Consider the following 18,952-nt stretch of genomic DNA (forward strand, 5'->3'; position numbering starts at 1 on the left):
CATGGCGCTTCACGGCACGCTTGTCGGTAGCATGGCAACCGCAACGCTCATCCGTGGCGCCGATCTCGTGGCGGCGCCGTGGAAGAACGGCGGCGGCGTCACGCGTGAAGTCGCGGCGTTCCCCGAAGGCGCGGGGCTCGATGCATTCGTGTGGCGCGTGAGCATCGCCGATGTCGCGCAAGCAGGACCGTTCTCGCGTTTCGCGGGCATCGATCGCACACTCGTGTTGTTGTCGGGCGCGGGCATGTTGCTCGACGAAACAGACGACGCCGGCACGCACGCCGTGAACACGCTCGCATTGATTCAGCCGCTCGATATCGCGGAGTTCGCGGGCGAAGCGCAAATCGATGCACGCCTCGTTGACGGCGCCACGCGCGACTTCAACCTGATGGTCCGGCGTGGCGCGGCGGTGGGCGAAACTGAAGTATGGCGCGGCGCTACGCAGCGCACTGTGTCCGCCGACGTGGTGCTGTTGTTCTGCGCAAGCGGTTCGGTTTCGGTCACGCTCGGTGGCGACGCCCAACCGCGCGCGCTGGAGCCCGGCGACACACTGCGCATCGGCACGCCGAATACGCTGTCATGCACGGTCAAGGGCGCTGGTGCCTTGCTCGCGATCAGCATCCGCTATACGTGATGAACGCAACGATGACGACGATTCGCGCCCGCGCCTAGGTCCTGGCAAACGCTCGGCGAAGGCCTGGCAAAGCGCGCCGCGAATCACCACAGACACGCAACGAGCTGCAAAGAGCACGCGATGAAGCAAACCGTCTGGCATCACCTGAAACTCTGCCCCGAGGGCGATCCCCAACACACGCTGCCCGATGCTGCGATTGCCGTTGAAGACGGCAAGATCGCATGGCTCGGCGCAGCTTCCGAATTACCCGCCGAGTACGCCGCATGGCCGCGTGAAGACCTGCACGGCGCGTGGGTGACGCCAGGTCTCGTCGATTGCCATACGCATCTGGTATATGGCGGCCAGCGCGCGGATGAATTCGCGCAGCGTCTCGCGGGCGTCAGTTATGAAGAAATCGCGCGGCAGGGCGGCGGCATTGTGTCGACGGTGCGCGCCACGCGTGCCGCCGACGAGCACTCGCTGTTCCGCCAATCGGCCGCACGCCTTGAACCGTTGCTCGCCGAAGGCGTCACGGCGATCGAAATCAAATCCGGCTACGGCCTCGATCTCGCGAGCGAGCGCAAGATGCTGCGCGTCGCGCGCCAGTTGGGCGAGCGCTATCCGGTGTCGGTCTATACGACGTTTCTCGGCGCGCACGCCTTGCCGCCCGAATTCGCCGGAAGAGCCGACGCGTATATCGACGAAGTCTGCAACACGATGCTGCCCGCGCTTGCCGACGAAGGCCTGGTCGATGCGGTCGACGTGTTCTGCGAGCGCATCGGTTTTTCGCTGGAACAAAGCGAGCGTGTGTTCAACGCAGCGGAGCGCTACAAGCTGCCGGTGAAGATGCACGCCGAGCAGTTATCGAACAGCGGCGGCACGGCATTGGCCGCGCGTCACCACGCGCTATCCGCGGATCACCTCGAATTCCTCGACGAGGCCGGTGTTGCCGCGATGAAAACGTCCGGCACAGTCGCCGTGCTGCTGCCCGGCGCGTACTACTTCATCCGCGAGACGCAATTGCCGCCTTTGGACTTGCTGCGGCGCTATCAGGTGCCGATCGCAATTTCCACCGACAGCAATCCCGGCACATCGCCCACCACCTCGCTGCTGCTGATGATGAACATGGCGACCACGCTATTCCGCATGACCGTGCCCGAAGTGCTGCAAGGCGTGACCGCGCATGCGGCGCGTGCGCTCGGCAAGGCGGATACGCATGGCGCGCTGCAAGCCGGGCGTGCGGCGGATTTCGCGGTGTGGTCGGTGGAAACGCTTGCCGAGCTGGCTTACTGGATTGGGCGTCCGTTGTGCGCACGAGTCGTACGCGCGGGCGAGACCGTTTATACGCGGCGTGAATTGAGCTAGGGCCTGAGAGATGACGCAAGCAAAACAATCACTATTCGCCGATCACGCCTATCTCCCCGACGGCTGGCGCCGCAATGTGCTGCTGGAATGGGACACAAACGGCACGCTGACATCGGTTACGCCCGATACGGTAGCGGTTCCTGACGGTGTAAAAAAAGCCGCCGGTCCCGTATTGCCTGGCATGCCGAATCTTCACTCGCATGCGTTTCAACGCGCAATGGCCGGCCTCACCGAATATCGCGCCGCATCCGGCACAGGGGCCACCGATAATTTCTGGAGCTGGCGGGATCTGATGTACCGTTTTGCCGCGCGCATTACGCCGGAAGGACTCGCTGCTGTCGCGCAGTGGCTGTACATCGAGATGTTGAAAGCGGGCTATACGTCGGTCTGCGAATTCCATTATGTGCACCACACGCCGGATGGCAGTCGTTATTCGAACCAGGCGGAACTGGCGCAGCGCGTGGTGGATGCGGCGTCGGCCAGCGGCATCGGCATGACGATGCTGCCCGTGCTGTATCAGTACAGCGGTTTTGGTTCACGCGCACCGCGTGAAGATCAGCAGCGCTTCATCAATACGCCGGAGAGTCTGCTCGATCTGCTCGGCACGTTGCGTGCGGCGCGTCCTGAGAGTGCGGCGTTGCGCTATGGCGTCGCGCCGCATTCATTGCGTGCGGTCTCGGCCGAATCGTTGCGGACATTGTTGAACGGCATCGAGCGAAGCGCGCCGGTTCACATTCATATTGCCGAGCAAACCGCCGAGGTCGACGCCTGCCTTGAAACCGAAGGTGCGCGGCCGGTGCAATGGCTGCTCGACCGCTTCGACGTCGACAGCCGCTGGTGCCTCGTGCATGCCACGCACGTCGATGCGAACGAAACGCTGGCGCTCGCGAAAAGCGGTGCGGTCGCCGGTTTGTGTTTGACCACCGAAGCCAATCTCGGCGATGGCATTTTTCCGGCGCAAGAGTATCTCGACGCGCAAGGGCGCATCGGCATTGGTTCGGACAGCCATATCGGCGTCGACTGGCGGGCGGAATTGCGTTTGCTCGAATACGGGCAGCGTCTCACGCGTCGGCAGCGCAACGTGCTGGCTTCGCCGCAGGCCACGCATGTGGCCGACCGTCTGTTCGACGCCTCGCTCGACGGCGGTGCCCATGCAACGGGTCGTGCGGTCGGCGCATTGCAGGCAGGGCGCCGAGCCGACTGGCTGGTACTCGATCCGGATCATTCGAGTATCGCCGAGCACGCGCCGGGCGCGTGGCTCTCGGGCGTTGTATTCTGCGAGCATGGCGAGACGCCGATTCGCGACGTCTACGCAGGCGGCGACAAGGTTGTCGACAACCGCCGTCATCGCGACGAAGAGGCTGTGTACGCGCGCTATCGCGTGGCGCTCGCCGATTTGCTCAAATGAGTTGCTAAAGCGGCTTGTTGACGTGAAATGCTCGCGTGAATTGCTGGGTAAACTAGAGCCTTCGACTTTTATCGATTCCGGACTGACATGACTGCTTCGTCTACTGCAACTACTCCGCCGGTTTTATCGCTGCATCAGGGAAGCCTGCCGTTGCTGATTTCGATCCCGCATCTGGGCACGCAAATCCCCGCCGATATCGCCACAACAATGACGCCGGTCGCGCAGCGCACCGACGACTGCGATTGGCATCTCGACCGCCTCTACGCGTTTGCGCGGCGCATGGGCGCGTCGATCCTGTCGCCGACGTATGCGCGTTATGTGATCGACCTGAACCGTCCGCCCGACGGCGCGAATCTGTATCCAGGGCAGGACACCACCGGTTTGCTGCCGGTCGATACCTTCGACAAGGAGCCGTTGTATCTCGAAGGCCATCTGCCGACCGACGCCGAAGTCGCGCGTCGGCGCGATGCTTACTGGAAGCCCTATCACGACGCACTGGTGGGCGAGATTGCCGCGCTGAAGGCGAAGCACGGCAAGGTGTTGCTCTGGGAAGCGCATTCGATTCGCTCGCATGTGCCGCGGTTTTTTGAAGGACGTCTGACGGATTTCAACTTCGGCACGTCGAACGGCGCCAGCGCGGTGGCCGGATTAGGCGAGGAATTGGCCGCTGTGGTCGAGCGGCATGGCGGTTATTCCGCTGTCGCCAATGGGCGCTTCAAGGGGGGGTATATCACGCGGCAGTACGGGCAGCCCTCGGAGGGTGTGCACGCGGTACAACTCGAGTTGTCGCAGATTACGTATATGGAGGAGCAGATGCCCTATGCGTACAACGAAACGCTGGCAGTGAAAATCGAGCCCTTGCTGGAAAAACTTGTGGCGACAGCGTTGGAGCGCGTCAAGGCAGCTTGACCGATCGTTCGCGCGCGTCGGCCAGGTCGGCGCCGCTGTCGTTGCTTTTCATCTACTCTTCCCCACAGCATTCATGGCGCTTCGCATTCCGCGAGGTCGCCATGAGGCGTCCCCTTGCACCGCAAAGGTGTAACAGCATGTGTCCGTGATTGCATGCTGCCGGTTTCGCGCAGAACTTATAGAGCGTTGAAGAACATGCCGGCACGCAGCCCCGGGCGGCTCAAAAAAAAGCCCCGCATAAAGCGGGGCATCTTTGATGCTCACCCGGGCGGCACGCGGCAATCAGTGGCAGCGGTTTTCCCAGTGATGGTGGACGTGCACCTTGTGGCATACCCTGTGATGATGCTCGTCGGCCTGGGCGGGAGCGATCGCGCTGAGGGCGGCTATGGCCGCAGCAAGCGCAAGAATGACTTTTTTCATTACAGAATCCTTAAATCATTGAGGTGGTGCAGGGGCTACAGCACGAGACGTGCCGCACCGGTAGCGAAGGATGCCATACATCGCGTGCGTAGCGGAGGAACGCTGGCTGAATGCATGGGTCAACTCAAAACGCAGCGCTTCATGGCGTTTTATCCCCGGGCAGCCGCGCGCAGTAGCGTGTAATTTCGACACATCGACAGTCGCAGGATGCGTGCGCGGGCATTGCGCGCCGCGCGCCCAGGCGGCTACCCTTTCAGAACGATGACGTGTGTGAGCGCGTCGTCCATACATCGGGCAAAAAGATGGAAGACCCAGCGATGGAAGATTCCGACGAATTGCTGCTCCCGGTCTGGCGAGCGAACCTGGTGCTGCTGACCCGCGAGGTGGGCGCGGCGACGCGTTTGGCACGCATGATGACCTTTTCCGCCAGCTACCTGAAGTTGATGTTGTCCGGTCAGCGCGAATTCAGCGAGGAATTCGTGCGCGGTATCGAGGCGGTCACGGGTTTGCCGAATGGCTGGATGAACGCGTCGCATACGCAGCAGGACATACCGGCCAAGGCGCGCGAGGCGATCGACAACGAACGGCCGCTGGCGCGGTTTCGCGGCACTGCGCATCCGGTGCGCAAGAAGACGGTGCTGCGGCCGCCTGAGCCGATTTTCGGCCAGGCGGGTCCGGCCAAACGTGTGGAAGAAGAGACGCTCGATGCCGAAGCACACCGGCGTCAGGCCCATATCCGCAAAGTTCGCGATCTGGCGATGCAGGACGTGCGGCGCTTCGAGCGGCATTTGAGTCATGCGCCGGTGGATCTTTCATCGATGCGATCGAAGGTGGAGGACGTGATCGCCGCCGCCGATCTCGACGACCCGATTCAGGCCGACCTGGCCGGGCGGCTGGAGCAGATCGAAAAACATCGGCATTTGCTGCTCAGGCATGTGGAGCGGTTGCAGGCGTTGCTCGGGCAAATCGGGGAGGGGGATTGAGCGCGCAGCGGGGGTTCCGGTGATACGCAGGTTTGAAACCCCTGATTGCGAGGCTGCACGCTAACACCTGCGGCGCGCGTGAAATTCCGCCTCGAGCGTCCACGTCACGCCGTCCTGCGCCAGCGCGACCCCGGTCCAGCGGAACGAATCCTTCGTGATATCGGTGAAATTCCACCGAATCGGCGTGCCGTCGGCGTGCGTGCCGATCTGCACGAGATCATGGCCAATGCGCCGGCCTATCAGTTCATCGCGCTGACCGGTCTGCGGATTGATGTATGTCACGCGCCACGCCCGCAGCATTGGGTCCCACACTCGCAGGGTGGTGCCGTACATCGTGGCGCCGGCGTCGAGCCCCGTGTGACGCTCGCTGCATGGCGGCATGATCCACACGTCCTGCACGGCGCGGCCCTCCAGTACCCAGCCGAAATGAATCTCGCCGCGGCGGCGCGCGCTGCCAAGGTCGACGCGGTAATGCAGCACGTCCATGTCCCAACTGCCGATCAGCCAACCGTATAGGTCGTCGGCGATATCGATGTCGGCGGCCCGCGCCGGGGCGCTTAAGGCGGCGTGAAAGCCGCGGTCGACGGTGTCGTCCAGCATGTTCATCGTATGTGCTCCTTCGGGCGTTCGGTGAAAGCGCCATCGCCGGGACGGGCAAAACCGCGCCGGCCGCCGATGTGCTAAAACGACGATACGGACTCAGCCGAGGTGCATCTTGGGGAAAATTGCCGTCACTTTGCAGCAGGCGCTCGCGCAACGGGCCCGGGAAGGCGCGCGCGGCAGCATAACCGCGCGCCCGTTGGCCCAAGGCGCGAACTGGGATGTCGCGGACATCCTCTGCACCTTCGGGCCACGCGACCAGCCGTTCGAAGAACGGCATGCGGGCGTGTGCATCGCGATGGTGGTCGCCGGTTCGTTCGGCTACCGGGCAGGGACGGGGCGTGAGCTGCTCACCTCCGGCGCGCTGCTGCTCGGCAATACGGGTGAGTGTTTCGAATGCGGCCATCGGCATGGGGCCGGCGATCGCTGCCTCGCCTTCCGCTACGCGCCGGCGTATTTTGAACAGCTTGCCGCGGACGCGGGCATCGCGAGCGGGAATCTGAACTTCAGGCGCGTTCGCATCCCGTCACTGCCTGCGTTGTCATCGCTGATCGCACGGGCCTGTGCGGGCGCGTCGGATACAGGCGACGCGGTGTGGGACGAACTCGCGGTCGAACTGGCGGTCTCGACGCTCAAGGCGGCGGGCGCTTTGACACGCGGGGAACCGCCCGCGAGCGCTGCGGCCTGGTCGCGCGTTGCGCAGACGGTGCGGCTGATCGACGACACGCCTGGCGCACCGCATACGCTCACGAGCCTCGCTGTCGCGGCAGGGCTGAGCGAGTTCTATTTTCTGCGGACGTTCCAGCGCGTGACCGGCGTGACGCCGCATCAATATGTGTTGCGGGCGCGTTTGCGAGCAGCGGCGCTGCGTCTTCAGGACGATAGCGCGAAGGTCGTCGATATCGCGCTCGATTGCGGTTTTAACGATCTGTCGAATTTCAATCATGCGTTTCGCGCGGAGTTCGCGTCGAGTCCGCGTGCGTGGCGCGCGCGGGGCAGGGCGCGTCGCGCATGACGCGGTGCGTCGCTTTTATGAAGCGGGCTGCCACGCTGGCGTTGATCGTGTGCGCAACTGCCTCGTATGCCGCTGGCGGCTCGAGCACCACAGACGCCTCAAGCACCTCAAGCACCTCAAGCACCGCCAACGACGACCTCTCCCCCTCGACGATGGAGCGAGACGTCCATCTCTTCGTGATCCAGAAAGACGGCTCCGTCGAAGAACACGACGACACGGTCCTGCGGGCGAACACGACAAGCGGCGTCGACGATATCGCGCAACGTTACGTGTGGTTCAACAAGGACATCGAGCAGGTGCAATTGCTGAGCGCGGAAACGATCGACCCGAACGGCGTGACGCATCCGGTCGGCCCCGAAGCGATCCGCGACGTGCAGGAGCCGCGCTCGGCGGGCGCGCCGAGTTTCGAGGACGGCGTGTTGCGCACGGTCATCTTTCCAGGCGTCGAGCCAGGCGCGCGCGTGCATCTGGCGTTTCGCAAGACGCGCACGAAGCCCTTGCAGGCCGGCACGTTCGCGTACCTGGTCGAACCGACGCGCGACCCCGTCGAGATGCAACGCCTGATTTTCGACCTGCCCGCCGACATACCGCTTTATGCCGATGCGCGCGGCTATGTTGCGTTACCGCCCGTCACGGCAAACGGACGCACCCGCTACGAGTTTGACTACCGGCACGGCCCATATGCGCCGCCCGAAGCGGGCGCGGTGGGCTATGCGAACTGGGGTGACCGGTTGATGGTGTCGACGGTACCGGACTTCGCAAGTTTCGCCGCGCGTTATCGGGGGGCCGCTAACGACGCGACGATGAGCGACCCGGCGATCGTCCAGCTCGCGCAGAGCCTGACCGGAGAGGCCAGCGATCCGCGCGCGAAAGCGCAGATACTGTACGACTGGATGCGTCTGAATATTCGCTACGTGGCGCTGTTTCTCGGCGAGACGGCGGCTGTCCCGCATAAGGCAATCGACATCCTGCGCAACCGATATGGCGACTGCAAGGACCACGTCGCGTTGTACAGCGCGCTATTGGCCGCGGTCGGCATTCGCAGCGAGGCCGTGCTGCTCAATCTCGGGCCGTACTATAGTTTGCCGGACGTGCCCGGCTACGGCGCAAGCGCGATCAATCATGCGATCGTCTGGATTCCTGAGCTATCGTTATTTGCCGACACCACGGCGGGTGGCATCGAGTTTGGTTATTTGCCACCGGGTGTGATGGACCGGCCGGTGTTGCTGGTCGGCGAGGGCGTGTTGGCGCGCACGCCGGCCACCCAGTTGCGCGAGCGCACGGCGCGCCTGCAAATCGAGGTCGATGAGAGCGGGGCGGCGAACTACGCTTATCGCGTGGAAGATGCCGGCTATACCGCGGAGCTCGAACGCAATACGTTTCGGCGGGCAACGCGGCAGCGCACGCAACAGATCGCCGCGAACCGGCTGTTGTTGACCGGCTTGCATGGCACAGCGCAATTGCACACCGGCGACGCCGCCGCCACGGACGGGCCTTTTTCCACGTCGATGCAGGGACAGGTGGCACATTTTGTCTGGACCGATGGAACGACCGCTGTGCCGGCCTTGACGAGCTTGTCCGGCGGCATGGCGGGGCAGGTGCAGGCATGGCTGGCGGAGCCTTCAAGAACGCAGCCGTGGGCGTGTATTGGCGGAGCGTTCGATGAGACGCTGGAAATGACGCTGCCGAGCTTCGTCCGTGTGACGGATGTGCCGCCGGATGCCACGGTGAAGGATCGTTTCTTCGAGTTTTCTTCCCGCTATGTGTTCGATCCTGTCGCGCGGGTCTTGCAGGTCAGGCGACAGCTTCGCGCCGCGTTTGGGCACCAGATGTGCTCCGCCGATGAGTTTGCCGGTGTAAAGGATGATCTTGTCCGGATCGAGCGGGATCTCGATTCCGAGGTGGTGGTGAAGGTCGTCAAGTAGGCGCAGGTGGCTGCAGCGGCGGTGACAAAACACCGCCACTGCAGCACGAACAACCATGCCGTCATGGGCAAAAAGAGACGCTTAACTTCCGCTCTTGGTCACGACAGGAACCCAGGCTCCGCTCTTGACCTGATATAGCGTGGACGCGCCGCTTTTCAACGCCCCGGTGCTGTCGAAAGAAATTTTCCCGGTCACGCCGTCGTAGTCGATCGCTTTGAGCACCGGCCGGTAGACCGCCGGCGAGCTGGATTTCGCCTGCTGCATCGCCTTGATCGCGGCCCATGCCCCGTCATACCCAAACGGTGCGTACGAAAGGATATCCACCCCGAACCGCTTCTTGAACTTCGCGGAAAAGTCCTTGCCGCCCGGCAACTGGGCCAACGGTCGGCCGTATTCCCAGGCCATCACGCCGTCGGCCGCGTCGCCGGCGAGCTTGATGAAGTCCTGGTCCATCACGCCGCCGCCGCCCACCAGTTGCGCGTTCAGCCCCAATTGCTTCATCCGCTTCGCGAAGCCCGCCGCCTGTGTATCCAGACCGCCGAAGAAAACCAGATCCGCATTGGTTCCCTTGATCTTGGTGATCTGCGTGCTGAAATCCACCGCGTGATTGTCGGTGTATTCGCGCGTCACGATGGTGCCGCCATGTGCCTTCACTGCCTTCTCGAACTCGTCGGCCTCGCCCTGGCCGAACGCGGTGCGATCGTCGATGATCGCAATGCGTTTGGCCTTCGTCACCTCGACGGCGTAGACGCCCGCGTTGCCGGCGTTCTGCGCATCGGTGGAAATCACCATGAAGGTGTTCGCAAAGCCTCGTCCGGTAATGATCGGATTGGTGGCCGCCGGGTCGATCACCGGAATGCCGGCCTGCTCGTACACCTGCGAGGCAGGAATCGTCGTGCCCGAATTGAAGTGGCCCACGACCACGGATACGCCCGCGTCGACCAGCTTCTGCGCGGCCTGCACGCCGATACGCGGGTCGGCCTGGTCGTCCTCGGCGACCAGCTGGAATTGTGCGACCTTGTCGCCGATCTTGATCTTCTGCGCGTTGGCTTCCTCGATCGCAAGCTGGACACCGTTCTCCAGGTCCTTCCCGTAGCCGGCGTTGGCGCCCGTGAGCGGCGCGGCGAAGCCGATCTTCACCGGCAGGTCGTCCGCGAAACTGGCCAGCGGCGCGGTCGCAAATACAGCGCCAACGAGCAGTGCAAGCGGTTTCAGCGTGTTGCGAAGACTCATGGTCTCTCTCCTCTCCATCGACAGTTCAGGTGTGAAAGCGGCAAGGCGGTAACGCTGGATCGACGCGCAAACATGGGTCGGACTTCGCATGGCGCGCGTCATCTAGGGTACGGACGACCGGTCGCTACGAACAATGCTGGAAAACGCCCAGTAGGAAGTTCCCCGCCCCGAACGAAGCCCCTGGGTGATTCGGGGATTGGGCGCGCGCAATGGCGTTTGCATGCCGGTCAATCTGGCGCGAATATAGAAAGCCAATTTGCAACCGTCTTGGCAGTTCGCGGCGCTTTGAATGAGCATTTCGGCATAGCCTGAGCAGCGCCTTGGCTGTCGGCCTGTCAGTGGCGGCGTGCGGCTGCGGATTTCCGCATATGCTTAAGAAAAAAGGCGGCCAGTATCCGCTCAGGAAGCGATGGAGAGGCGGCCCTGAGAAGCCGCTCGGGAAACCGGCGCGGACGCGGCGGCTTGATTGCGATGGCGCTTACGCGGAAACCAACTTCCGTGAGCGCGCAGTCAAAAATGCGAGAAACGGTCGAAGCGCCAGATGTGACTGATCGCAAGCAAAAACAACGTCAATGCTCGGCTGGCTGGCGCAACAATTCAGAACAACGTCAATGCTCGCCTTGCTGGCGCAGCAATTCTTCACGCAGACGCAGGATCGGCGCTTTGGTTTCTTCGTCGGCCCAGGTGTCAAGATCGTCGATCGCGCGCTGACAGCCGTCGAGCACCAGATCGAGGTCCACCGGCACGCCGTTGTTCAACGCGAATTCGATGGTCTCGGCGAACTGCTGGCACTCGTCCTCGCCGTACGAAATGTCGAGGTTGTCGGCGATCACTTCAGCGATGTTGCTGCGCGCCTTGTCGTCGGGCGTCACCATGTCGACGATGCCTCGTGCGACCGCCGGCGAATAGTAAAGCGCGATGTCGAGCCATTGTGCGGGATCGAAGTCAGCCTGGTCGAACTGGTTCTCGAAGTACTCGATCGCTTCCTGCTCGTGCGCTTCGTCCGCGTCGACGCTCATGCACAACTGCTCAAAAAATTCTTCCCGCTCGCTGCGGATATAACCGTCCATCGATGCCTCGTCTGCTGAATGCCGGATGCCCGGACGCCGGATGCCCGGACGCCGGATGCCCGGATGCCTGATGCCCGGATGCCTGAAAAATGCTGTGCGGGCGGGTGATTGCGTCGCCCACGCGGCACGCATTATAGGACGGCGGGCTGACAAGCGTGGTTACGTGGCCGCGGGCGGATCGTGCTGTGCGGCCGGCGTACCCAAAGCAGCGTGTCTTCAGGCAGGCCGTGACGAGATCGCTCCCTGCAACCGAAGTTCTCTCTGCCGGCCTACGCCGTGTCCGCCACCCAGGCGTCGAACCATTCACGCGGCTGCGCGATTTCGTTCTGCGCGGCCACCAGTTCCAGCTCGTAACGCCCAGCCTGCCACGTCGCTTTCACCACCGCGTTCACGGCGGCCAGCGTGTGCTCGAAGGCCGCGCGGATCGAATCGCCCAGCAGCGTGCGCGCGACAAACACGGCGCTCGTCAGATCGCCGACGCCCACCGGCTGCCGCGCGAACGGGTAGAGCGGCCGCTGCCCCATCCAGGCCTCGCGCTCGGTGACGACCAGCATGTTGAAACGGTCCGCGGGGCTGTTGCGATCGAGTAGGTGTTTGACCAGCATGAGCTTCGGCCCGCGGGCGATGACCTCGCGGCATGCGGTCACAGCTTCTTCGAGCGTCTCGATCTCGCGTCCCACGAGGCGCTGCAACTCGGTATGATTCGGCGCCATCGCGTCGGCTATCTCCGGCATGGTGCGCACGAGAAATTCCTGGATGCCCGGTTCGACCTTGCAGCCGCTCGCGGCGCCCATTACCGGATCGCAGAAGTACCACGCGCGCGGATTGGCGGCCTTCACGGTCTTGACGATCTCCACCACCGCTTGCGCTTGCTCGGGCGTACCGAGATAGCCGGACAGCACGGCGTCGCAGCGCGGCAGCATGCCGATCGCGCCGATCCCTTCGACGAGGTCTTCCATCTGCGAGGCCTCGATCGCACCGCCGGTCCAATGGCCGTATTGCGTGTGGTTCGAGAACTGGACGGTATTGAGCGGCCAGACATTGACGCCGAGCCGGCGCATCGGAAACGCGGCCGCGCTGTTGCCGGCGTGTCCGAAGACGACATGTGACTGGATGCTCAGAACGTTTTTTGTCATGGTGTGGCCCGCGCAAACAGTCAGGCGCGATCAATGAAAACGGAAGGGTGGCCGCGGTGACGAACCGGCTTGGGCCGGCCGCCTGACGCGGCGTTCCTGTTTCAGATCGTGCAAGAAAAATGCGCAATCTGCATAGTCAGGAAACAATACATGAGTTTGTCATGCGCGAGTCGATCCGTCCCCGTGTTGTTGCGTCGAACCATCAAACGGGTGGGGGATCAGGCGAGTTCGCGATACAACGCCAGATATTGCTCGGCCGAGGCGCCCCAGCCGAAGTCCTGGTTCATCGCGCGACGTTGGGTGGCCTTCCACTCGGTGCGGCGGTCATAGAGCGCAAAGGCGCGGCGGATCGCCGCTGCAAGGCCCTTCGGCTCGAATCGTTCGAACACGAAGCCGGTAGCGAGATCGTCGGCGAGATTTTCGAGCGACGCGTCGACCACCGTGTCCGCCAGGCCGCCGACGCAATGCACGAGCGGCAGCGACCCATAAGCCAGCGCGTACAGTTGCGTCAGCCCGCATGGCTCGAAGCGCGACGGCACTGCGATCACATCGCTGCCGGCGACGATGGTATGCGCGAGTGTTTCGTCGAAACCCAACTCGACCGCCACCGATTCCGGATGGGTGTGCGCAACGCGCTTTAAACCGTTTTCGAGCGCCGGGTCACCGGTACCGAACACCACCAGCTGGCCACCGCGTTTAACAATTTCGGGGACCGTCTCGAGCAGCAGGTCGAGGCCTTTCTGCTCAGTCAAGCGGCTCACCACGCCGAATAGCAGCGCATCGCTTTTCTGCGCGAGGCCAAAGCGCTTCTGCAGCGCCTCCTTGCACGCCAGTTTGCCGGCCAGACGGGTGACCGTGTAGTGATCGTCGAGCAGCGTGTCGGTGGCGGGATTCCATACTGAGTAATCGACGCCGTTCAGAATGCCGCTCAGATCGTGCGAGCGATGGCGCAGCAATGCGTCGAGGCCGCCGCCCTGGGCGAGCGTCTGGATCTCGCGTGCGTAGGTCGGGCTGACGGTGGTGATGCGATCGCTGTAGTAGAGGCCCGCCTTGAGGAACGACAACTGCCCATAGAATTCGACGCCGTGCATGCTGAAGAAGTCGTCCGGCAGCGCCAGCTGGCCGAACTGGTGCGCCGGAAAAACGCCCTGATACGCGAGGTTGTGCACGGTGAAGACGCTGCGCGCGAACGAGCGGCCGTGCTGCCGTTCAGCCGCCTTCAGATAGGCGGGCGCGAGCCCGGCATGCCAGTCGTGCGCGTGGACGATTTGCGGCGCCCACGCCGGGTCGAGGTGCTGCGCCAGTTGGGCGGCGACCCAGCCGAGCAGGGCGAAGCGCTGCGCATTGTCGCCGTATGGCACGTGTTCGTCGTTCAGATAGGGGTTGCCGGGCCGGTCGTACAGCGAACCTGCGCGGATCACGTAGACGATCAGGCCGTTCGATGGCAGCGTGCCCTGTTCGAGCGTAACGCCGGGCGAGTCGAAACGGCGGCCCAGTTGCGCCACCGGCCGCAAGTCGGTCAAGCCGGCGACCACCGCCGGAAAGCCGGGCAGCAGCACCCGCACATCGGCGCCGCGCTCGATCAGCGCGGGCGGCAACGCGCCCGCGACGTCGGCGAGGCCGCCTGTTTTGAGGAGGGGATACAGCTCGCTGGCGACGTGCAGGGCGCGAATCGTCATAGGCTCGGTCTCGTTCCTGTTAGTGCGGGGTTTGCATCAGGTGTGCATCCGGTGTGCCCGAGCGACAAGACGGGCGGCGGCTTTGCCCGCCCGTTCGTTTGCCGTCCCGGCGAAGGATCACGTCCCCTTCTGCCGCAGCGCCTCGGGCGTGACCAGTACCACGCCGTCTTCGGTGCGATAGAAGCGTTCGGCGTCGGCCACCGGATCTTCACCGATCACCGTGCCGTCCGGAATGGCGCAACCGCGGTCTATCACCACTTTCTGCAAGCGGCAACTCGCGCCGACGGTGACCTGCGGCAACAAGACTGCCTCATTGATATTACAGAACGAACTCACTTTCACGTTCGACGACAGCACCGAGCGCGAAATCTGCGAGCCGGAAATCACACAGCCGCCGCACACGATCAGATTGTTGCCGGTGCCTTGCAGGCCTTTCATGTCGCGTACGAACTTGGCGGGCGGCAACTGTTCCTGATACGTCCAGATCGGCCAGTTGCGGTCGTACAGATCGAGCGTCGGGATGGTGGAGGCGAGATCGAGGTTGGCTGCCCAGTAGGCATCGATCGTGCCGACGTCGCGCCAGTACGGCTCCACGGTCGGGTCCGACGATACGCACGACATGCTGAACGGATGCGCGATCGCGGTGCCTTGCGTGACGACGCGCGGCAGGATGTCCTTGCCGAAGTCGTGATCGGTGTCGACGCTCGAGATGTTCTCTTCGAGCAGCGAATACAGGTAATCGGCGCTGAACACGTAGATGCCCATGCTGGCGAGCGCCGAATCCGGGCGACCCGGCATGGCGGGCGGGTCGGCGGGTTTCTCGACGAAACCGGTCACGCGGCGGTTTTCATCCACGGCCATCACGCCGAAGGCCACGGCCTCCATGCGTGGCACCTCGATACAGCCGACCGTGCAATCCGCGCCGCTCTCCGCGTGATCCGCGATCATGCGCGTGTAGTCCATCTTGTAGATGTGGTCGCCCGCCAGCACCACCACGTATTTCGGCCGGATCGAGCGGATGATGTCGAGATTCTGGAACACCGCGTCCGCGGTGCCGCGGTACCAGTGGGCGCCTTCCACGCGCTGCTGTGCCGGCCAGAGATCGATGAATTCGCCGAATTCGCCGCGCAGGAAACCCCAGCCGCGCTGCAGGTGGCGCAATAGCGAGTGCGCCTTGTATTGCGTGACCACCGCGATGCGGCGGATGCCGGAGTTCAGACAGTTGGAGAGCGCGAAGTCGATGATCCGGTATTTGCCGCCGAAATGCACCGCTGGTTTGACGCGCTTGTTGGTGAGCGGCCCGAGCCGCGTGCCCCGTCCGCCCGCAAGGACGATGGCGAGGGTGGTGCGTTGCAGATCGTTCAGCCGTGCCGGAGTTTCCATGTCTGTCTCCTTTTGTCGACCGGAGTTAACGCTTTGGCTGTCGGCCAGAGTTGGCGCTTTAGCGCTTACTCTGGCCCCATGCAAAGCACTTACTCCGGTCCCATGCAAGATGGTTGCTGATTAGTATGCCCCGGGTGGTCCTGTGCTGTCTGCGATGTTGATTCGTGCTGCCAGGCGGCTCCGTCTTCGCGGGGCGTCTGCTAGTTCTAGCACCGAATTGCCGCGGGCGAATAGTGAATTCTGCGATGCCGCTCGCGCGGCCGCCTTGCAAACGATCAACCCTTGCACGCGGAGCATCCGTGCGCCACGACACACAGAGCGTAAGGTGAGCCGGCGGCAATATGCGTGCCACATCAGCCGACGCCGTCATGCGTTTGCGCGCGCGGCAGCAGAGTCCGGCAGCGCGTCGTAGAATCGTCCGCTCTGAACGGGGCTCGGGCGTTGGCTTGCCGACGCGCGTGCCTGCAGGCTTCCCGCTGATTTCTCCTTGCAAGAAAACTATCAATGAATTTTCGCCGCGAGTCTTTGTCCGCCCTGTTGAGCGCCTGCGTGCTAGCCGCTGCGCCAGGTGTTTTCGCCGCCACGCCGGCCAGCGCCGCTTTGGCGAATAGTTCTGTTAGTGCGGGTAGTCCGGGCAGCCAGCCCGGTCCCGCCGCTGCCGGCGCCGCGCCGGCTGTAGCCGTCGACAACAGCGGTCCGGCGTACGGCCCTGAGTTGCAGGGCTTCAACTATCCGGCGCCGGTCGAGCAATACGACTTCACCTCGCAAGGCGTGGCGTTGCATATGGCGTACATGGATATCAAGCCGGAGCACGCGAACGGACGCACGGCCGTATTGCTGCATGGCAAGAATTTCTGCGCGGCGACGTGGGACGCGACCATCCATCGTCTGAGCGACGCCGGTTATCGGGTAATCGCGCCGGACCAGATCGGTTTTTGCAAATCGAGCAAGCCCGAGCACTATCAGTACAGTTTTCAGCAACTGGCGCGCAACACGCATGCGCTGCTCGAATCGCTTGGCGTGAGCGACGCCACGGTGATCGGCCATTCGACCGGCGGCATGCTTGCGATCCGCTATGCGTTGATGTATCCGCATGAGACCCAGCAACTGGTGCTGGTCAATCCGATTGGCCTCGAGGACTGGAAGGCGAAGGGCGTGCCGTCGTTATCCGTCGACCAATGGTACGAGCGCGAACTGAAGACGACTGCGGACGGGATTCGCCGCTATGAGCAGGCAACCTACTACGCCGGCCAGTGGCGCGCGGACTATGAACCGTGGGTGCAGATGCTGGCGGGGATGTACCGCGGCCCCGGCAAACAGATCGTGGCGTGGAATTCCGCGCTGCTTTACGACATGATTTACACGCAGCCGGTGGTGTATGAACTGGGCCACCTGACCATGCCGACGCTTTTGCTGATCGGTCAGAAGGACACGACCGCGATTGGCAAGGATGCCGCGCCGCCTGAAGTGCGCGCGAAGATTGGTCACTACCCCGAACTGGGCAAGGCAGCCGCGAAGGCGATTCCGCACGCGACGCTCGTCGAATTCGCCAATTTGGGGCACGCGCCGCAGATGCAGGATCCGCAGGCGTTTCATAAGGCGCTGCTCGAGGGGTTGGCGGCGGTGCCGGCGAATCGGTGAGGTTTGGCGGGCGTTCTGGGCTTGGGCGAGGTTAGAACCAGGGCTTGATCTCAGTTAAAGCGCTTCGGTTGAAGTCAGAGCTCGGGCGTGAGCTTGAGTTGAAGTGCTTCAGTCGAAGCCAGAACCGGGATGTGAGTTTGAGTTGACGCTTGGGATCGAGGTTGAACTCGCCTGACCTGACCTGACGCGGTGAGGATTGCGGCGTGGCAACCCGATGCTCGTGTACTCAGGGCAGCCAACTGATCGACGAAAAAAGAAGGGCGGCCTTTACTGATACAGGCCGCCCTTTTTGTTACTCGCCGGCGTTGTTACTTACCGGCGCCCAATTCTTCACGCACTTGCGCGCCGATCTCGAACGAGCGCAGCCGCGCTTTGTGATCGTAGATCTGCGCGGTCAGCATCAATTCATCCGCGCCGGTCTGATCGATGATCGACCGCAGCCCTTCGCGTACCACATCGCGATCGCCGAGCACGGTGCAGGCGAGCGAATGCGCGACGCCGTTTAACTCCATTTCCGATGCTTCGAGCCGCTCGACTGGCGGCTGCAACTGACCAGGCGTGCCGCGCCGCAAGTTGATGAACTGCTGCTGCAGCGAGGTGAAGAGACGCTGCGCCTCCTCATGGGTATCGGCTGCGAACAGATTGACGCCAACCATCGCGTACGGTTTGTCGAGCGTCGCCGATGGGCGGAATTGCTCGCGATAGACGCGCAGCGCGGTGAGCATATGATCGGGCGCGAAGTGCGACGCGAATGCGAACGGCAGCCCAAGCGCCGCAGCCAGTTGCGCGCTGAACAGCGACGAGCCGAGCAGCCAGAGCGGCACATGCAGTCCTGCGCCTGGAACGGCGCGAATGCGCTGACCCGGCACGGGGTCGGCGAAATAGCGTTGCAACTCGACCACGTCATCCGGGAAAGAGTCCGCGCTATTTTGCAGATCGCGGCGCAGCGCGCGGGCGGTGCTTTGGTCGGTGCCGGGTGCGCGGCCGAGGCCCAGGTCGATGCGGTCCGGATAGAGCGAGGCGAGGGTGCCGAACTGTTCCGCGATGACGAGCGGGGCGTGGTTCGGCAGCATGACCCCGCCGGAGCCGACACGGATTTTCTTCGTCCCACCGGCGACGTAGCCGATCACCACCGACGTGGCAGCGCTGGCGATGCCGGTCATGTTGTGGTGCTCCGCCAACCAGAAGCGGCGGTAATTCCAGTTTTCCGCGTGCTGGGCGAGGTCGAGTGTGTTCTTGAACGCGTCTGCAGGCGTGGCGCCTGCGATGACTGGCGATAGGTCGAGGACCGAGAAGGGGATCATTTTCTGTTCATTTGCTGTTTCGGGCGCTTTCGCGCGATGGGGCATTGTGGCAAAGGTTTTGGTTTTCTGCCGGGGACGGGGGGATGTCCACGTTCGTGGAAGGGGGTTGGGTTTTGCCTGTTCAGGCTGCGGGTGATTTGGGTTGCCTGTGCGGCGCTTTGTTTGTTGGTTTGCCTACGGGGGTGGGGGGTGCTTGATTTGGTTGCCTGCGTGGCGCTTTTTGGTTGTGTGCCTGTGGCGTTGGCCTTTCCTTGATTTGTTATTGGTG

The 18,952-nt window shown here is 63.2% G+C and carries 16 protein-coding genes; 8 read left to right on the forward strand and 8 right to left on the reverse strand.

What is annotated here, in order from left to right; genetic code table 11:
• Position 1 precedes the first annotated feature (1 nt).
• The 4 genes from PQR40_RS21080 (at position 2) to hutG (ending at position 4,295) form a co-directional block, all read left to right on the forward strand.
• Complete coding sequence (locus PQR40_RS21080) at positions 2 to 634, forward strand: HutD/Ves family protein (RefSeq protein WP_408339288.1); 633 nt, start codon at positions 2 to 4, stop codon at positions 632 to 634.
• 120 nt (positions 635 to 754) lie between these two features.
• Positions 755 to 1,978, forward strand: a complete 1,224-nt coding sequence (gene hutI / locus PQR40_RS21085) for an imidazolonepropionase (RefSeq protein WP_408339290.1) — start codon at positions 755 to 757, stop codon at positions 1,976 to 1,978.
• A 10-nt stretch (positions 1,979 to 1,988) separates the two neighbouring features.
• Positions 1,989 to 3,386 (forward strand): formimidoylglutamate deiminase, encoded by a 1,398-nt coding sequence (locus PQR40_RS21090; protein WP_408339292.1) that lies wholly within the window; start codon positions 1,989 to 1,991, stop codon positions 3,384 to 3,386.
• Between the two features lie 87 nt (positions 3,387 to 3,473).
• Complete coding sequence (gene hutG / locus PQR40_RS21095) at positions 3,474 to 4,295, forward strand: N-formylglutamate deformylase (RefSeq protein WP_408232408.1); 822 nt, start codon at positions 3,474 to 3,476, stop codon at positions 4,293 to 4,295.
• 282 nt (positions 4,296 to 4,577) lie between these two features.
• Here the strand turns inward: hutG and PQR40_RS21100 are convergent, their stop codons facing one another.
• Positions 4,578 to 4,715, reverse strand: coding sequence for a hypothetical protein (locus PQR40_RS21100; protein WP_408232405.1), 138 nt, complete (start codon positions 4,713 to 4,715; stop codon positions 4,578 to 4,580).
• 317 nt (positions 4,716 to 5,032) lie between these two features.
• Between PQR40_RS21100 and PQR40_RS21105 the strand changes: the two genes are divergently transcribed.
• Positions 5,033 to 5,698: a hypothetical protein gene (locus PQR40_RS21105; RefSeq protein ID WP_408232402.1), complete on the forward strand. Its 666-nt coding sequence runs from the start codon at positions 5,033 to 5,035 to the stop codon at positions 5,696 to 5,698.
• 60 nt (positions 5,699 to 5,758) lie between these two features.
• On the opposite strand, the gene PQR40_RS21110 is transcribed toward PQR40_RS21105, so the two are convergent.
• Positions 5,759 to 6,304 carry a hypothetical protein gene (locus PQR40_RS21110; RefSeq protein ID WP_408232399.1) on the reverse strand — a complete coding sequence of 182 codons (546 nt, stop codon included), beginning with the start codon at positions 6,302 to 6,304 and terminating at the stop codon, positions 5,759 to 5,761.
• 109 nt (positions 6,305 to 6,413) lie between these two features.
• On the opposite strand from PQR40_RS21110, the gene PQR40_RS21115 reads away from it, so the two are divergent.
• Positions 6,414 to 7,313 carry a helix-turn-helix transcriptional regulator gene (locus PQR40_RS21115; protein WP_408509798.1) on the forward strand — a complete coding sequence of 300 codons (900 nt, stop codon included), beginning with the start codon at positions 6,414 to 6,416 and terminating at the stop codon, positions 7,311 to 7,313.
• The gene (locus PQR40_RS21120; protein ID WP_408509799.1) at positions 7,310 to 9,238 is read left to right on the forward strand and encodes a DUF3857 domain-containing transglutaminase family protein; all 1,929 of its coding nucleotides are present in this window, start codon (positions 7,310 to 7,312) and stop codon (positions 9,236 to 9,238) included. The genes PQR40_RS21115 and PQR40_RS21120 overlap by 4 nt, the downstream gene beginning before the upstream one ends.
• Before the next feature lie 81 nt (positions 9,239 to 9,319).
• Here PQR40_RS21120 and PQR40_RS21125 read toward each other — a convergent pair whose 3' ends face one another.
• From PQR40_RS21125 to glgC, 5 genes are all read right to left on the reverse strand, one after another.
• Positions 9,320 to 10,471, reverse strand: a complete 1,152-nt coding sequence (locus tag PQR40_RS21125; RefSeq protein WP_408509800.1) for a branched-chain amino acid ABC transporter substrate-binding protein — start codon at positions 10,469 to 10,471, stop codon at positions 9,320 to 9,322.
• Between the two features lie 608 nt (positions 10,472 to 11,079).
• Positions 11,080 to 11,541 (reverse strand): hypothetical protein, encoded by a 462-nt coding sequence (locus PQR40_RS21130; protein WP_121109772.1) that lies wholly within the window; start codon positions 11,539 to 11,541, stop codon positions 11,080 to 11,082.
• A gap of 269 nt (positions 11,542 to 11,810) precedes the next feature.
• Positions 11,811 to 12,677 carry a pyridoxal kinase PdxY gene (pdxY, locus tag PQR40_RS21135; RefSeq protein ID WP_408394113.1) on the reverse strand — a complete coding sequence of 289 codons (867 nt, stop codon included), beginning with the start codon at positions 12,675 to 12,677 and terminating at the stop codon, positions 11,811 to 11,813.
• 218 nt (positions 12,678 to 12,895) lie between these two features.
• Positions 12,896 to 14,356, reverse strand: coding sequence for a glycogen synthase GlgA (gene glgA, locus PQR40_RS21140; protein WP_408232383.1), 1,461 nt, complete (start codon positions 14,354 to 14,356; stop codon positions 12,896 to 12,898).
• 117 nt (positions 14,357 to 14,473) lie between these two features.
• On the reverse strand, positions 14,474 to 15,739 hold the full coding sequence (gene glgC, locus PQR40_RS21145; RefSeq protein WP_408232380.1) for a glucose-1-phosphate adenylyltransferase: 1,266 nt from the start codon (positions 15,737 to 15,739) through the stop codon (positions 14,474 to 14,476).
• A gap of 504 nt (positions 15,740 to 16,243) precedes the next feature.
• Between glgC and PQR40_RS21150 the strand changes: the two genes are divergently transcribed.
• Positions 16,244 to 17,380, forward strand: coding sequence for an alpha/beta fold hydrolase (locus PQR40_RS21150; RefSeq protein WP_408394116.1), 1,137 nt, complete (start codon positions 16,244 to 16,246; stop codon positions 17,378 to 17,380).
• Positions 17,381 to 17,688: 308 nt separating this feature from the next.
• Here PQR40_RS21150 and PQR40_RS21155 read toward each other — a convergent pair whose 3' ends face one another.
• On the reverse strand, positions 17,689 to 18,684 hold the full coding sequence (locus PQR40_RS21155) for an LLM class flavin-dependent oxidoreductase (protein WP_408394119.1): 996 nt from the start codon (positions 18,682 to 18,684) through the stop codon (positions 17,689 to 17,691).
• Between the last annotated feature and the right edge of the window lie 268 nt (positions 18,685 to 18,952).

Source organism: Paraburkholderia sediminicola (assembly GCF_046026855.1).
GTDB classification, from domain to species: Bacteria; Pseudomonadota; Gammaproteobacteria; order Burkholderiales; family Burkholderiaceae; genus Paraburkholderia; species Paraburkholderia sediminicola_A.

Excerpts from the sequence above, each read along its gene's own strand:
- PQR40_RS21125 (WP_408509800.1), bottom strand. The coding sequence starts at position 10,471 with ATGAGTCTTCGCAACACGCTGAAACCGCTTGCACTGCTCGTTGGCGCT.
- hutG (WP_408232408.1), top strand. The coding sequence starts at position 3,474 with ATGACTGCTTCGTCTACTGCAACTACTCCGCCGGTTTTATCGCTGCAT.
- PQR40_RS21080 (WP_408339288.1), top strand. The coding sequence starts at position 2 with ATGGCGCTTCACGGCACGCTTGTCGGTAGCATGGCAACCGCAACGCTC.
- PQR40_RS21105 (WP_408232402.1), top strand. The coding sequence starts at position 5,033 with ATGGAAGATTCCGACGAATTGCTGCTCCCGGTCTGGCGAGCGAACCTG.
- PQR40_RS21150 (WP_408394116.1), top strand. The coding sequence starts at position 16,244 with ATGAATTTTCGCCGCGAGTCTTTGTCCGCCCTGTTGAGCGCCTGCGTG.
- PQR40_RS21155 (WP_408394119.1), bottom strand. The coding sequence starts at position 18,684 with ATGATCCCCTTCTCGGTCCTCGACCTATCGCCAGTCATCGCAGGCGCC.
- PQR40_RS21110 (WP_408232399.1), bottom strand. The coding sequence starts at position 6,304 with ATGAACATGCTGGACGACACCGTCGACCGCGGCTTTCACGCCGCCTTA.
- PQR40_RS21100 (WP_408232405.1), bottom strand. The coding sequence starts at position 4,715 with ATGAAAAAAGTCATTCTTGCGCTTGCTGCGGCCATAGCCGCCCTCAGC.
- PQR40_RS21130 (WP_121109772.1), bottom strand. The coding sequence starts at position 11,541 with ATGGACGGTTATATCCGCAGCGAGCGGGAAGAATTTTTTGAGCAGTTG.
- glgC (WP_408232380.1), bottom strand. The coding sequence starts at position 15,739 with ATGGAAACTCCGGCACGGCTGAACGATCTGCAACGCACCACCCTCGCC.
- glgA (WP_408232383.1), bottom strand. The coding sequence starts at position 14,356 with ATGACGATTCGCGCCCTGCACGTCGCCAGCGAGCTGTATCCCCTCCTC.
- PQR40_RS21090 (WP_408339292.1), top strand. The coding sequence starts at position 1,989 with ATGACGCAAGCAAAACAATCACTATTCGCCGATCACGCCTATCTCCCC.
- PQR40_RS21120 (WP_408509799.1), top strand. The coding sequence starts at position 7,310 with ATGACGCGGTGCGTCGCTTTTATGAAGCGGGCTGCCACGCTGGCGTTG.
- hutI (WP_408339290.1), top strand. The coding sequence starts at position 755 with ATGAAGCAAACCGTCTGGCATCACCTGAAACTCTGCCCCGAGGGCGAT.
- pdxY (WP_408394113.1), bottom strand. The coding sequence starts at position 12,677 with ATGACAAAAAACGTTCTGAGCATCCAGTCACATGTCGTCTTCGGACAC.